Below are 14,222 nucleotides of genomic sequence, written 5' to 3' on the forward strand. Positions count from 1 at the left end.
TCGCTTGGTGGGCGCACCAGGGCTCGAACCTGGGACCCGCTGATTAAGAGTCAGCTGCTCTACCAACTGAGCTATGCGCCCGAAAGGCGGTCAAGGCCTTGCGAGGTCGGTCGTTTAGCAAAGCGATCCGGGTCTGGCAAGCGATCGGACGCAAGTTTTCCAAGGTCTCGTCCACAGGCCCGGAAATGCGAAAAGCCGCTGGATTCCAGCGGCTTCGCCAGGGTTGACGGCGCGAGGGCCGGTCCGTTCAGAGCCGGCCTTCCCGGTCCCGGTCGGGACCGCGGTCACGGTCGAAGCGGTCGTGGTGGAAGTGGTCCATGCCCCGTTCCATCATGCGGTCCATGCGCTCCATGAAGTGGTGGGGCCGCGGGCCGTCCTCGCCGCCGCCGAACGGGCCGCGGTGCCGGGTCAGCACGGCGAGGCGCCGCTTCTGGCCCTCGTCAAGGGTCTTGTAGAGCGGATCGGCGGCATCGGCGATCTTCTTCAGGGCGGCGGAGCTGGCGCCCATGTCCTCGGCGCGCTGGCGCAGGCGGGCGATCGGATCCTCAGGCTTGTCGGCATCGCCCGGCCCGGCATTCATCCGCGCATTGGCGCGGTCGATGCGCAGCTTGGCGAACTCCCGCACGGCCGCCTCGACCGGCGGCCACAGCTTCTCCTGATCGGCGTTCAGCTTCAGCCCGGCATGGACGGCGGCAATCCGCGCATCGACGAAGGCAGCCCGGTCCTCGGGGTTCATGCGCATGTGGCGGACGTGCTCCATCCACGGGCGATGATATTGGGCATAGACCGCGCCCGAGCCGGCGATGCTGAGCACGGCGATGGCTGCGACGGTGAATTTCTTCATACGGACCTCCTCTGGAAGGATGCCCGGAGGATGAGCGCAGCGCGGCGGACGCGCAACTTACAACTTGGACAGGGAGCGCGAGGTTACGAAGATGTAACGGCCGATTTTACCTCCAACCGCACATCGGAAATCATTCGCAACAAAAAGGCTTCCGTGCCGACCGCACGGAAGCCTTCGTTCGTGGTTCGCCGGGATCAGTTCGTCGTGCTCTTGGCTTCCTTCAGGAACTCGTCGATCAGCGCCTGGCCGACGCGGCCGGCGGCGTCCTTGTAGACCGGCTCCATCGCCTTGCGCATCGCCTCGTCCTGCTCGGCTGTGAGCTTGATGATCTCGCTCTTGCCGCTCTTCTTGATCTCGGCGAGCGCGTCGTCGTTCTCCTTCTGCGACTGCGCGTTGCTGAAGTCGGTCGCCTCCTTCATCGCCTTCGACAAAGGATCGCGGATGTCGGCCGGCAGATCGTCCCAGAACTTCTTGTTCACGATCACGACGTAGCCGATGTAGCCGTGATTGGTCTCGGTGATGTACTTCTGCACCTCGTGCATCTTCTGGGTATAGATGTTCGACCAGGTGTTCTCCTGGCCGTCCACCACGCCGGTCTGCAGCGCCTGGTACACTTCCGAGAATGCCATCACCTGCGGCAGCGAGCCGAGCGCCTTGAACTGGGCCTGCAGCACGCGCGAGGACTGGATGCGGAATTTGACGCCCTGGTAGTCCGCGGGCGTGATCAGCTTCTTGTTCGCGCTCATCTGCTTGAAGCCGTTGTCCCAATAGGCAAGGCCGGTGATGCCCTTAGGCTCCAGCAGCTTGAGCAGCCTCGTGCCGAGCGGCCCATCCGTCACTTTCCGCAGCGTCTTGATGTCGGGCAGGATGTAGGGCAGATCGAACACCTCGAACTCGCGGATGCCGAGCGGGCCGAACTTGGAGTTGGACGGCGCCAGCATCTGCACGCTGCCGAGCTGGAGCGCCTCGAGCTCTTCCTTGTCCTTGTACAGCGTCGAGTTCGGATAGACCTCGACCTTGACCTTGCCGCCGGTGTACTTCTCGGCGAGTTCCTTGAACTTCTCCGCGCCCTTGCCCTTCGGCGTGTCGGTGGCGACGACGTGGCTGAATTTGATGATAACGGGTGATTGGGCCAGTGCCGGCCCGGTCAAGCCGAATGCCAGAGCCGCGATGGACGCAGCGATCGCCAAGGTGCGCATAGTCTCTCCCTGCTGTTTGTTTGGCCGCCCGGCGGCGCCGGGTGGCTAGTCTTATGCCGGCTGCATCAATAGCGCCTCGCCTGCACAGTCGCTATTGGCCCTTAGCAGGGCAGGCATTCATGGTGAACGCCGCCCGCACCACTGCGCTTCCTCTCCCGCTAGCTAGCGGGAGAGGTGTAACAACTTGCGGCTTCGCTCATCAACCCGCCGCGGCCGTCGTCACATTGTCGCGCTGGCGCTTCATGACGATCTTGTTGAGCGCGCCGAGATAGGCCTTGGCCGAAGCGACCAGGGTATCCGGGTCCGCCGCGCGCGCCGTCATCGAGCGGCCGTCCTGCGCCAGCCGCACCGAGACTTCCGCCTGCGCGTCGGTGCCTTCGGTGACGGCATGGACCTGGTACAGCTCCAGCTTGGCCTCGTGCGGCACCAGGCGCTTGATGCAGTTGAACACCGCGTCCACCGGGCCGTTGCCCTCGGCTTCCTCGATCTTGATCTGGCCGTCGACGTCGAGCTTCATGGTCGCGCGTTGCGGGCCATGGGTGCCGGCGATCACGGTCAGCGAGGTCAGCTTGATGCGGTCGTGCGAGGCCGCCATTTCCTCGTCGACCAGCGCCTCGATGTCCTCGTCGTAGATGTCCTTCTTGCGGTCGGCGAGCGCCTTCATCCGCGTGAACGCATCTTCCAGCTGGTTCGGACCGAGCTTGTAGCCCATCTCCTCCAGCTTGTGCACGAAGGCGTGGCGGCCGGAATGCTTGCCGAGCACCAGCGAGGACTGCTTCAGGCCGACCATCTCGGGCCGCATGATCTCGTAGGTCGAAGCGTCCTTCAGCACGCCGTCCTGGTGAATGCCGCTCTCATGCGCGAAGGCATTCCGGCCGACGATGGCCTTGTTGTACTGGACCGGAAACGAGGTCGCCGCCGACACCAGCTTGGAGGCGCGGGTCAGCTGCGTGGTGTCGATCTTGTTCCAGTAGGGGAATTTGTCGTTGCGCACGTTGATCGCCATCACGATCTCTTCGAGCGCGGCGTTGCCGGCGCGCTCGCCGATGCCGTTGATGGTGCACTCGACCTGGCGCGCGCCGCCGGTGATGCCGGCCAGCGAGTTGGCCACCGCCATGCCGAGATCGTTATGGCAGTGCACGGAGAACACCGCCTTGTCCGAGTTCGGCACGCGCTCGATCAGCGTCCTCATGAAGTGGGTGTATTCCTCCGGCACCGTATAGCCGACGGTGTCGGGGATGTTCACCGTGGTGGCGCCGGCCTTGATCACGGCCTCGACGATGCGGCACAAGAAGTCCATCTCGCTGCGGGTGCCGTCCTCGGCCGACCATTCGACGTCGTCGATCTGGTTGCGGGCGCGCGCGACCATGGCGACCGAGGTCTCGATCACCTGCTCCGGCGTCTTGTTCAGCTTCACCCGCATGTGCAGCGGCGAGGTCGCGATCACGGTGTGGACGCGTCCGCGCTTGGCGAACTTCACCGCCTCGGCGCAGCGGTCGATGTCGGCGGGATGGGCGCGCGACAGGCCCGCGATCACCGCATTCTTGGAGCGGCGGGCGATCTCGCTGACGGCCTGGAAGTCGCCTTCGGAGGTGATCGGAAAGCCTGCCTCGATGACGTCGACGCCCATATCGTCCAGCAGCTCGGCGACCTCGAGCTTTTCCTCGAAGGTCATGGTGGCGCCGGGGCACTGCTCGCCGTCGCGCAGCGTGGTGTCGAAAATGATGACGCGGTCCTTCTCGGACTTGTTCACGGTGGCCATTCCTAGATTTCCTTTTGAGCGTTAGCGCCGTTCATTCCTTGGCGCTTGAGGTGTCCGGTGATCTCGACCAACCCCTGAGCGCCCAGGCGCATGGCGCCCAGCCGGCCCTCAGGGGCAAGTAAGAAGAAGGCCGCCAATAAGGAGGGTGGGCATCAGTGCAGCCGGGATCGTGGCGGCGGCCAGAGCCACCTCCCCCGAAATCCCCTCGATATGGCCGCGAATCAGCATTGCCAGACCCTGTAGAGCCTCAAATCCTCGGTCAAAACCATTGACGGTTGGTTGCCGGGAGGCCCGATGCGGCCGTTTCTAGACGAGAAATGGCCGCAACTGCAACGCCAAAAGATGGTCAACATCGGTGACCTAAGTTCGAGGATGGGCCTATCCCGTGCCGGTGCGGCGGGCGCGGGCCCTGTTCTCCCAACGGTTCAGCATTTGGCCGAGCTCGCCGGTTGGCGCAGCGGTGTCGGTCTTCGCGATCTCGTTGGTGTTCGCCGCTGTATTGGCCGAGAGCCAGTCCGGCTCCGTGTACTCGCGCCAGCGACGTGCCTCCGCGCGCCTTTTTCGGGAGACGTAATCCCGCGTGAAATAGCCAGCCGCAAAGGCAAACGAGAGAAGGATGACTAGGACGACGACTTGCACAATGAGCTCCGGCTTTATCCCCGCTAGCGCCCGGCAATCCAAACGCACCCGAAGGTGACGAAATTGCGACCCGCGATCACGCATCGGTTTCAAGTCTGCCCCTCGCAACCGGACGCGGACCGGACTAACCTTCGCCTCGCTCGGCCGGATCAACCGGCCGGCCGAAGATGACCGGGAGGATACGATGACACGCCAGGAGGCTCCTGAGCAGGAGCAGCGTGCGCAGAATGCTGCGCTTTCACGACGAACGCTGGTCGGGGGGCTGGCGCTCGGCGCCGCGGCCACGATGGCAGGCCCGGCGCTGGCCCAGACCGGGCCCGCCGCACCGCCGACGACGATCACGACGCCGCCGCGCGATTTCGGACCGGGCGGCGCGCCGACGACCTATTTCTGGGACCCCGACATCATCGCGGTCGATCCGTCCTTCAACGATCTCGCCCAGCCCAACACCGCGATCAAGCGTCTCTATACGGGCCTGCTATGGGCCGAAGGCCCGGCGTGGAGTGCGCAGGGCCGCTATCTCTTGTGGAGCGACATTCCCAACAACCGGCAAATGCGCTGGACCGAGGACGACGGCCGCGTCAGCGTGTTCCGCTCGCCTTCCAACAATTCCAACGGCAACTCGTTCGACTTCCAGGGCCGCCAGCTCTCCTGCGAGCACCTGACGCGGCGGGTGACGCGTTACGAGCATGACGGCACCGCCACCGTGCTCGCCGATTCCTACCAGGGCAAGAAGCTGAACTCGCCGAACGACGTGGCCGCGCATCCCGACGGCAGCTATTGGTTCACCGATCCGCCCTATGGCGGCCAGCTCTACGAAGGCGAGCCCGACGTCGCGGGCGGCCCGAGCAATGCCGGCGGCAAGCTCAATCCGCGGATCGGACAGCCGGCCGGCTTCGTGCCGGGCAAGCGCGAGTTGCCGACCAATTGCTATCGCATCGATCCCTCCGGCCGCATCGACCTGGTCGTCACCGAGGACCAGGTGCCCGATCCGAACGGGCTCTGCTTCTCGCCCGACTACAAGAAGCTCTACATCGCCTCGACCGGCAAGGGACCGGGCGACACCGGCCCCGGCGGCAAGGGCGAGATCTTCGTGTTCGACGTCGGCAGCGACAACAAGCTCTCGAACCTGAAAAAGTTCACCGATTGCGTGATCGACGGCGTGAAGTGCGGACCGGATGGCCTGCGTTGCGACGTCAACGGCAATCTCTGGGCCTCCAGCAATGCCGGACGCGCCGTCGGCTATAGCGGCGTCACGGTGTGGTCGCCGGAGGGCAAGCTGCTCGGCCGCATCCGCCTGCCGGAAGTGTGCGGCAACGTTTGCTTCGGCGGCCCCAAGCGCAACCGCCTGTTCATGGCCGCGAGCCAATCGCTCTACGCCGTGTACACGGCAACGCAAGGCGCCGGGCCGGGCTGAGCGGCACCGTGCAGAGCAAGCGCGCCGGCGTGAAGCGCCGGCGCGTTTGAATTTGCGTTTTGTGACAGCACGACGACACGCTGACGCAGTTCCCCTCACCTCGGGCAAATCTCCGCCATTAATTTAACGAAGATAGGTCGCGCAGCAGACCGTGGCGTGGCGGGGGAAGCGTGATGCTCTCTCCGAGGGCGCTCGAACATCAAATGGAGTTGCGCGATGCGCCGCATGCCGAACGACACGATCATCGTCAGCGTCGGAGACCTGCAAATTGTGACCGCTTTTGGAGATCCGGGCCTGCCGATCGACGCCCACGGCGGGAACGATATCATGATAGCCACGGTCAGTGCGGGCCACGGTGTCCTGACCTTGCTCGGTGACGACGCAGACCTCCAGGGGCGTTCGCGCGGAGGAAACGACCTCCTCGTCGCGGACATCGAGGGCTACGGCGTCTATGCGTATATCGACGGCGATGCGCAGACGATGTCCGGTCACTCCCGTGGCGGCAACGACACGATCTACGCCGATGCCTCGCACACGACATATTCGAGCCTCTCTGTGCTGGGAGACGCCGGAAACACGATGTCGGGCGATGCTAGGGGAGGCAATGACGATATCGTCGCAGTGATGGGGAACAGAGCGTCTGGCTCCTTCGGCGGCGACACCGGCTACATCATGAGCGACAATGCCCATGGCGGCAACGATATCCTCCACGTGACCCAGGCCGGCATCTATGGCGGAGCGACGATGTCGGGGGACGCGCTCTACGCCATGAGCGGCAACACACGTGGCGGCAACGACATCCTCATTTACACCGTCGGCGCCGAAGCCCGTTCGGGAGGGGCCTCTCTCGAGGGGGATACGTATTACATGAGCGACAACGCCCGTGGCGGCGACGACATCCTGATCGCGACCGTCGATGGCAATCCCGACTCGACGTCCATCGCACTCACCGGAGATGCCTCGAACATGTCGGGCAATACGCACGGCGGAAACGATATCCTTCTCGGTGGCGAGCGCGGCGACTGGCTGTATGGCGATGCACGCATCTATGCCCCAACCGCGCCCGGCTCTATCACGGGCGGCCGCGATCTCCTCAACGGCGGTGGCGGCAACGATCAGCTCTGGGGCGGACCGAACAACGATCTGTTCGTGTTCAATACCGGCTCGGGCCAGGACGTGATCGACGATTTCGATCAGGGCAACAAGGCCGTCGGCAGCACGGCACGTGAGCACGATGTGATCGACGTCCACGCCTACGGCTTTGCAGGCTGGGCCGACCTGAAGAGCCTGATCAGCGACGACGGCGCCGGCAATGCGGTGATCCAGCTGACGTCCGACGACACGATCACTCTGACCGGCATCCATGCCGCCGATCTCAACGCCAGGGACTTCGTGGTCTGAGGCGCGGCCTGGTGCCGACCCACCACCGGCAATCCATTCGCTGCAAGGCCCTTCGTTGTCACCGCGACGGGGCCTTCGCTTTGTGCAGAACGCAACCGGCCCCTGGCAGCAAAGGACCCATCCTGCGATCTTGCCGTTGATCCCCAAAGGAGGCGAGATGGACGATCGACCCAGACAACCCGACCTGATGCAGGACGACGGCTTCGTCAAGGTGCGCGGCGCGCGCGAGCACAATCTCGGAAACGTCGACGTCCGCATTCCTCGCAACGCCCTCGTCGCTTTTACGGGCGTGTCGGGCTCGGGAAAATCCTCGCTCGCCTTTGGAACCATCTACGCCGAGGCACAGCGGCGCTACCTGGAGTCGGTATCACCCTATGCACGGCGCCTGTTCCACCAGATGCAGATCCCGGAGGTCGACGACATCGAAGGCCTGCCGCCCGCCGTCGCGCTCCAGCAGCAGCGCGGGGCGCCGACGACGCGGTCCTCGGTCGGCAGCGTGACGACCATCTCGAACCTGCTCAGGATGCTCTATTCCCGTGCCGGCGACTATCCGCGGGGGCAATCGATGCTCTATGCGGAGTCGTTCTCGCCGAACACGCCGGAAGGAGCCTGCCCGACCTGTCACGGCATCGGCAGGATGCTCGACGTTACCGAGAAGTCCATGGTGCCCGACGACACCAAGACGATCCGGGAGCGCGCCGTTGCGGCCTGGCCGAGCGCCTGGCAAGGCCAGAACCTCCGCGACATCCTGACCACGCTCGGCTACGACGTCGACAAGCCCTGGCGCGAGCTGCCGAAGAAGGACCGCGACTGGATTCTGTTCACCGAGGAGCAGCCGACCGTTCCGGTCTATGCCGGTTACGACTCAGCCGAGGTCAAGCGGGCCCTGCGCCGCAAGGAGGAGCCGAGCTACCAGGGCACGTTCACCGGCGCCAAGCGCTACGTGATGCAGACCTATGCCAAATCCGAGAGCGCGATGATGAAGCGCCGCGTCGCGCAATTCATGATCACGCGGGATTGTCCGACCTGCCATGGCACAAGGCTGAAACCGGAGGCGCTCAAGGTCAAATTCGCCGGCCTCAACATCGCGGAGATATCGCATCTGCCGCTCAAGGAGCTGCAGGAACTGATCAAGCCGTATGCAAAAGGATCGACCGACAGGTCGGAGAAGGCCGTCGTCGCCCGGCGCATTTGCGAGGATCTGTCGGCCCGGCTCGCCGTCCTGCTCGACCTTGGCCTCGGCTACCTCGCCTGCGAGCGCAGCACGCCAACGCTGTCACCGGGCGAGCTGCAACGACTGCGTCTTGCGACGCAAGTCCGTTCGAACCTGTTCGGCGTGGTCTATGTGCTCGACGAGCCATCGGCAGGTCTGCATCCCGCCGACACCGAAGCCCTGCTGCGGGCGCTCGATCGGTTGAAGCACGCAGGCAATTCGATCTTCGTGGTCGAGCACGAGATCGAGGTCATCAAGCATGCTGACTGGCTGGTGGATGTCGGGCCCGAAGCCGGCGAAAACGGCGGCCTCGTCCTCTACAGTGGGCCGCCGGCAGGGCTCGGTGACGTCGAGCAATCGCGCACCGCCAGCTATCTCTTACATCCCCGGCGGCCGCTGCCGACGACCCGTCGTGAGGCGAAAGAGCATCTCGAGGTCAGAGGTGTGACCCGCAATAATCTCCGCGGTCTCGACGTTGACATCCCGCTCGGCGTGATTGCCAGCGTGACCGGCGTGTCGGGTTCGGGCAAATCGAGCCTGATCAGCCAGTTCCTGGTCGACACCGTGGCTGCGCATCTCGGCCACACGCTTGCCGCCGATTCCGACAACGACGGTCTGGCTCCCGCGGTCGAGACGTTGGGCGGCAAGATCGTTGCCGGCCTCGACCTCGTCGATCGTCTGGTCGTGGTCGATCAAAAACCGATCGGCCGCACGCCGCGCTCCAACCTTGCGACTTATACCGGCCTGTTCGATCACGTGCGAAAACTGTTCGCGGCGACGCCGCAGGCAAAGTCGCGCCGTTACGATGCCGGACGCTTCTCGTTCAATGTTGCGAAGGGGCGCTGTGCGACCTGCGAGGGCGAGGGCTTCGTCTGCGTCGAGCTCCTGTTCCTGCCCAGCGTCTATGCGCCCTGCCCGACCTGCAAGGGCGCGCGCTACAACGACAAGACGCTCGAGGTGAAGATCCGCGGCAAATCCATCGCAGACGTGCTGGCGATGCGCGTCGAAGAGGCCTTCGAGTTCTTCGAGAACGATTCCGCACTGAATCGGTCGCTGTCGGTCGTGCGCGAGGTCGGGCTCGGCTATATCCGTCTCGGCCAGTCCGCGACCGAGCTGTCGGGCGGCGAAGCCCAGCGCATCAAGCTCGCGACCGAGCTGATGCGCCCGCAACGCGGCCACACGCTCTATGTCCTGGACGAGCCGACCACCGGCCTTCACCCGCGCGACGTCGAGCGCCTGATCGCGCAACTCGAGCGCATCGTGGCCGGCGGCAACAGCGTGATCGTGGTCGAGCATGACATGGACGTGGTGGCGCACAGCGACTGGATCATCGATCTCGGGCCCGGCGCCGGCGACGAGGGCGGCCGTGTCGTTGCATCGGGGACGCCCGAGCAGGTCGCCAAGGCCGGCGGGAAGACCGCGCCCTATCTGGCGCGGCGCCTGGCGCAATAGCGCGCGCAGCGATCGTCGGCGCGGTCGCCTCGCGGTCATCTCGCAATTGCGTTCTACGCCGCGAGCGGCGGACCTCGACTTTCGCGATGTTGACTTTCCGCCGTCCCGCTCCCCATACTTTGCGAACAACAACAAGATCGAACGACGGTTTTGAGGGAGGATAGGATGCCGACTTCACGCAGGCAGCTGCTGAAGACCTCGGCGGCTGCCGCCGCCGCACTCAGCCTCGATTGGACACGCGCCCAGGCACAGGCCGAGAATATACGCATCGGCCTGATCTACGACCTCACCGGCCCCTTCGCCGCCGGCGGCTCGGTCGCCTCCTCGATCGGGGCGCAGATCGCCATCGATCTCGTCAACGAGAAAGGCGGTGTCGGCGGCAAGTACAAGGTCGCTCCGGTCGCCGCGGATTCGCAGAGCAAGCCCGACGTTGCGATCAACGAGGCCGAACGCCTGATCAATCAGGAGAAGATCGACATCCTCAACGGCGTCTATGCGAGCGCGCATGCGGTGCCGCTCGCGGCCAAGGTCGAGCAGCAGAAGAAGATCCTCTGGATCACGACCGCGGTCTCGACCGCCGTGTTCAAGGACAAGAACCTGCAATACGTGTTTCGCGCGCAGATCCATTCGGATCAATACGGCCAGGCCTTTGCCGGCTTCATGAGCGAGCACGCCAAGGCGAAGCTCGGCATGGAGCCGAAGGACGTCAAGATCGCGCTGATCCACGAGGACGGCCCTTACGGCGTCGGCGTTGCCGCCGCCGACGAGGCCTATGCCAAGGAGGCTGGACTGCAGATCGTATTGCGCGAGGGCTATTCGGCCTCGGCGCCCGACCTCTCGGTGCTGGTGACGAAGATCAAGCGGGCCAAGGCCGATGTGATCTCGCATGCGGGCTACAACCCCGACATCACCCTGTTCCTGCGCCAGGCGCGCGAGAGCGGATTGCGCTTCAAGATGCTGTTCGGCAACGGTGCGGGCTACAGCCAGCTCGACAAGCTGCGCGCCACTTTCGGCGCCGACATCGACCATTTCTGCAACATCGACCCGGTGCCGGCGCAGCTGCTCGACCCCGCCAAGCTCGCGCCCGGAATGGGCGATCTGATCAAGACCATGGTCTCGCGCTACCAAGGCAAGACCGGCGCCACCGACGTGCCGCCGCACTGCTCGATGGGCTTCAACCAGACCTGGGTGCTGCTCAACCACGTGCTGCCGGTCGCCAAGGAGAAATACGGCAGCTTCGAGCCCGAGGCGATCCGGAAAGCGGCACTCGACGTCGACATCCCTGCCGGCGGCACCATCCAGGGCTATGGCGTGAAGTTCTTCCCGCCGGGCACGCCGCTTTCCGGCCAGAACGAACGCTCGACGCCGGTCGTGATGCAGAACGCCGGCGAGCACATCTCGGTGGTGTGGCCGACCAACATCCGCACGCAGGACCCGGTCTTCCCGCTGCCGAAGGGCTCGACCTACGGGGCGTGATGGGGGTTCTTCGCCTCTCCCCGCTTGCGGGGAGAGGGAGCGCAATCCCGTCGCGGCAATGAGCCCCACTACAACGCCACCCGCCGCCCCTCTTCCGCGGCCCAATACCCGGCATAGTTCACCTTGATCGTCTCATAGGCCAGCGCGAGGTCCGACAGCGGCTGGCGGCCGGTCGCGACGCATTCCATGAAGTCCTGGATCTCCTGCAAATAACCGCGCGTCCATTCCTCCTCGAGGCAGACATATTGCCAGCCGGTCTTGCGGTCGACCTTCTCGGTGATGTAGACGCCCGCGAGCTTTTCCTCGCTGGTCTGATAGCTCATCAGATGATTGTTCGGCGTGATGTTGGCGAACAGCGAGCCGCCGCTCGTATAGGTCTCGATCAGATTGCGCACGCCGCCCATGATCATGTCGCCGGAGAACACCGTTGCCTTGGTGCCGTCCGAGAAAGTGGCGGTGAGCGTGCCCCAGTCCTCGACATCGACGGGACTGGCCTTGATGTAGCTGCGCTCCTCAGGCTGGAGCGCGGCGGTGACGTTGCCGACGTCGCCCGTGACGCTGGCGACGCGGATGCGCTCCCCGCGTGCCTTGGCTTCGACCTGCTTCAGATACAGCACCGCCGAGAGCGGATGGCAGCCCATGCGGATCAGCGCGCCGCCGCCGGTCATCGCCCACTGCGCGGCATGCGCGGCGTGCGAGCCGGAATGGCTCTCCTCGCCCTTCATGAACAGGATCTTGTCCTTGGTCGCCTTGATGATCTCGGCGGTCTTGGTCACCGCCGGCGCGTAGATCCAGTCCTCGGCATACATGAAGAGCTTGCCCGTGCGCTCGATCGCGGCGCGCGTCCTGTCCATCTCCTCGATCACGCGCTCATACATCAGCGCCTTCGGCACGTGCTTGCCGATCGGCTGCTGATCGCCTTCGCGGCCGAAATAGCCGGCAAACGGCTTTTCGCAGATGACATGCTTGCCGGCCTGCATGGCGGCGACGATCATCTCGGCGTGAAGATTGGGCGGAGTGCAGATATCGAGGACATCGAGATCGCGGTCGGCGATCAGCTCGGCGAAGCTCCGGTAAACTCGCGGGATATTGTGATGCCGGGCGAACGCGACAACCTTGTCGCCGCGGGCGGCGACCGCCGCGACCTCGACGTCAACGCCATAGACGCGCCGGAACGCATACATGTGCAGCTCCGACACGAAACCGCAGCCGACGAGTCCCACCTTGATCTTGGCCATAGCGCCCCCTTTTTGCGTTGGGCGGCACTATAGCGCGCCTCGACGCCTAATCCACGGAGACGCGCACCACGCCCGCGCTCATCATGCCAAGCGCGCGGGCGGCGGGCACCGAGAGATCGACGATGCGGCCGCGGATGAAGGGGCCGCGATCATTGACGCGGCACTGGATCATGCGCCCGCTATAGGACACCCTGAGCACGGTGCCGAATGGGCGCGTGCGGTGGGCGCAGGTCAGCTCGCCGCCTTTGCCGGCTTTCGCGTAACTGTAGTACGAAGCAAGCCCGGTTTCAGCGTGGGCGGCAGAAAAGGCGAAAAACAAAAAGCTGGCCAGAGCTACCAATAGCGTCGTCTGCGCTTGCACGGCACCCTCCCGGTTACCCTGCCCGGCGCTGCAACGTGGCTTTGTTCCCCAAAGTTCCAGGAACATTGCCGGGCGACGCCCGGCAATGCCATCACACTTTGTTACTGCCGGTGGAACACCAGCGTGCGGACTTCGATGCTTTCGCGGGGCGCCGCATCGGCCGGCGTGGTCGGATCGACGAAGGCGGTGTGCGGCCCGAAACGGGTGCGGCCGTCGGTTGCGGAATCGTAGCACTTCAGCAGCAGCGCCTCGTCCGGCGTCATCTCCGGGAAATAGAACCAGCGGTGGTTCGGATTAAATTTGACCGAATAAGTCTCGCCCCGGCGGTTGGGATAGATCAGGTCGGAAGCGATGAGGTCCTCCGGCTTAACCGTGGTGCCGTCGGCCATGGCGAGCGGTGAATCGCGCAAGGGGCCGCGGATCGGCCGCCACAGATTGATCACCTGCACGCGACCTTTCAGCAGCTGCTCGGCTTCATCAGGCAGATGCTCGCGCACGCGATTGGCGCCGGAGATTGCGGTCTGGTCGACATGGACGCGCGTGGCCGGCTGACGCGGGCCGCCGTCACGGATATCAGGCGCGCCTTCGACACGCTTGCGCACGGTGTGATCGAAGATGAAGACGCGGTCGGCCTTCAGCGTCGCGCGCAGGAACGCCTCGACCGCTGGATAGTAGACGCTGCGGATCTCCTCGTCGTTGTAAAAATCCTTCACCTGCGTCGGGTGACGCACCAGGGCAAAGCCCTCGCGATCGAGCGAGAAGCTGCTCGCGATCAGCCGCCCGTCGAAGATCGGGACCTGGTGCGGCTCCGGCAGCGAGGTGCTCTTCGGCTCACCCGGCGGCGGATCGAACGCGTAGGTGCGCGGCTTGCCGTCGATTGGCGCGAGATAATTGAGTTCGGCAGTGACGAAGGGAAGCGATTCGATTTTTGTTTCTTGCAGGCCCATGGCCGGTCTCCCGATGTGGTCGTCGGATTGATCTTTGCGGGAGCCCGCCGTGTCGCAAGGGAGGCGGCGCAAATAGCAATGGGCGTGTTGTCACGAGCGCTATAAGCAGGAGGATTGTTTCGAGGAGCGCGATCGAGTTGGAAGTTGTCTGCCTGCTTCACGGATACTTGAGCGCTTGAGAGGTCTCGTGCCCCGGACGCAGCGCATCACGAAGTGGTGCGCTGCTGAGCCGGGGCCCATCTAACCGAGAGCAATCTGCGCGGCATGGGTCCC

General features: G+C 64.5%; 11 protein-coding genes and 1 tRNA gene. 4 read left to right on the plus strand and 8 right to left on the minus strand.

The window, feature by feature from the left end:
* Nucleotides 1-5: 5 nt before the first annotated feature.
* The 5 genes from BDOA9_RS31675 to BDOA9_RS31695 form a co-directional block, all read right to left on the minus strand.
* Nucleotides 6-81: transfer RNA gene (locus tag BDOA9_RS31675), tRNA-Lys, on the minus strand.
* Between the two features lie 166 nt (nt 82-247).
* Nucleotides 248-844 (minus strand): Spy/CpxP family protein refolding chaperone, encoded by a 597-nt coding sequence (locus BDOA9_RS31680; RefSeq protein ID WP_025037971.1) that lies wholly within the window; start codon nt 842-844, stop codon nt 248-250.
* A gap of 194 nt (nt 845-1,038) precedes the next feature.
* On the minus strand, nt 1,039-2,043 hold the full coding sequence (locus BDOA9_RS31685; RefSeq protein WP_025037972.1) for a TRAP transporter substrate-binding protein: 1,005 nt from the start codon (nt 2,041-2,043) through the stop codon (nt 1,039-1,041).
* Between the two features lie 199 nt (nt 2,044-2,242).
* On the minus strand, nt 2,243-3,805 hold the full coding sequence (locus BDOA9_RS31690) for a 2-isopropylmalate synthase (protein WP_025037973.1): 1,563 nt from the start codon (nt 3,803-3,805) through the stop codon (nt 2,243-2,245).
* 378 nt (nt 3,806-4,183) lie between these two features.
* Nucleotides 4,184-4,447, minus strand: a complete 264-nt coding sequence (locus tag BDOA9_RS31695) for a hypothetical protein (RefSeq protein WP_025037974.1) — start codon at nt 4,445-4,447, stop codon at nt 4,184-4,186.
* 181 nt (nt 4,448-4,628) lie between these two features.
* Between BDOA9_RS31695 and BDOA9_RS31700 the strand changes: the two genes are divergently transcribed.
* The 4 genes from BDOA9_RS31700 to BDOA9_RS31715 all read left to right on the plus strand — a co-directional run bounded on the left by BDOA9_RS31700 (nt 4,629) and on the right by BDOA9_RS31715 (nt 11,403).
* Nucleotides 4,629-5,861: an SMP-30/gluconolactonase/LRE family protein gene (locus BDOA9_RS31700; RefSeq protein ID WP_025037975.1), complete on the plus strand. Its 1,233-nt coding sequence runs from the start codon at nt 4,629-4,631 to the stop codon at nt 5,859-5,861.
* A 216-nt stretch (nt 5,862-6,077) separates the two neighbouring features.
* Entirely contained in the window at nt 6,078-7,262 is a 1,185-nt protein-coding gene (locus BDOA9_RS31705) for a calcium-binding protein (protein ID WP_025037976.1), read from the plus strand.
* 157 nt (nt 7,263-7,419) lie between these two features.
* Nucleotides 7,420-9,927, plus strand: a complete 2,508-nt coding sequence (gene uvrA / locus BDOA9_RS31710; protein ID WP_025037977.1) for an excinuclease ABC subunit UvrA — start codon at nt 7,420-7,422, stop codon at nt 9,925-9,927.
* Between the two features lie 165 nt (nt 9,928-10,092).
* The gene (locus tag BDOA9_RS31715) at nt 10,093-11,403 is read left to right on the plus strand and encodes an ABC transporter substrate-binding protein (protein ID WP_025037978.1); all 1,311 of its coding nucleotides are present in this window, start codon (nt 10,093-10,095) and stop codon (nt 11,401-11,403) included.
* Nucleotides 11,404-11,471: 68 nt separating this feature from the next.
* Here BDOA9_RS31715 and BDOA9_RS31720 read toward each other — a convergent pair whose 3' ends face one another.
* The 3 genes from BDOA9_RS31720 to BDOA9_RS31730 form a co-directional block, all read right to left on the minus strand.
* Nucleotides 11,472-12,641 carry a Gfo/Idh/MocA family protein gene (locus tag BDOA9_RS31720; RefSeq protein WP_025037979.1) on the minus strand — a complete coding sequence of 390 codons (1,170 nt, stop codon included), beginning with the start codon at nt 12,639-12,641 and terminating at the stop codon, nt 11,472-11,474.
* 46 nt (nt 12,642-12,687) lie between these two features.
* Nucleotides 12,688-13,002, minus strand: a complete 315-nt coding sequence (locus BDOA9_RS31725; RefSeq protein ID WP_025037980.1) for a septal ring lytic transglycosylase RlpA family protein — start codon at nt 13,000-13,002, stop codon at nt 12,688-12,690.
* A gap of 101 nt (nt 13,003-13,103) precedes the next feature.
* Nucleotides 13,104-13,949 carry a CmcJ/NvfI family oxidoreductase gene (locus tag BDOA9_RS31730; protein ID WP_025037981.1) on the minus strand — a complete coding sequence of 282 codons (846 nt, stop codon included), beginning with the start codon at nt 13,947-13,949 and terminating at the stop codon, nt 13,104-13,106.
* Between the last annotated feature and the right edge of the window lie 273 nt (nt 13,950-14,222).

Source organism: Bradyrhizobium sp. DOA9 (genome assembly GCF_000617845.2).
GTDB lineage: Bacteria > Pseudomonadota > Alphaproteobacteria > Rhizobiales > Xanthobacteraceae > Bradyrhizobium.

Coding starts and splice junctions, on each gene's coding strand:
- BDOA9_RS31700 (WP_025037975.1), top strand. CDS start 4,629: ATGACACGCCAGGAGGCTCCTGAGCAGGAGCAGCGTGCGCAGAATGCT.
- BDOA9_RS31720 (WP_025037979.1), bottom strand. CDS start 12,641: ATGGCCAAGATCAAGGTGGGACTCGTCGGCTGCGGTTTCGTGTCGGAG.
- uvrA (WP_025037977.1), top strand. CDS start 7,420: ATGGACGATCGACCCAGACAACCCGACCTGATGCAGGACGACGGCTTC.
- BDOA9_RS31715 (WP_025037978.1), top strand. CDS start 10,093: ATGCCGACTTCACGCAGGCAGCTGCTGAAGACCTCGGCGGCTGCCGCC.
- BDOA9_RS31690 (WP_025037973.1), bottom strand. CDS start 3,805: ATGGCCACCGTGAACAAGTCCGAGAAGGACCGCGTCATCATTTTCGAC.
- BDOA9_RS31730 (WP_025037981.1), bottom strand. CDS start 13,949: ATGGGCCTGCAAGAAACAAAAATCGAATCGCTTCCCTTCGTCACTGCC.
- BDOA9_RS31705 (WP_025037976.1), top strand. CDS start 6,078: ATGCGCCGCATGCCGAACGACACGATCATCGTCAGCGTCGGAGACCTG.
- BDOA9_RS31685 (WP_025037972.1), bottom strand. CDS start 2,043: ATGCGCACCTTGGCGATCGCTGCGTCCATCGCGGCTCTGGCATTCGGC.
- BDOA9_RS31680 (WP_025037971.1), bottom strand. CDS start 844: ATGAAGAAATTCACCGTCGCAGCCATCGCCGTGCTCAGCATCGCCGGC.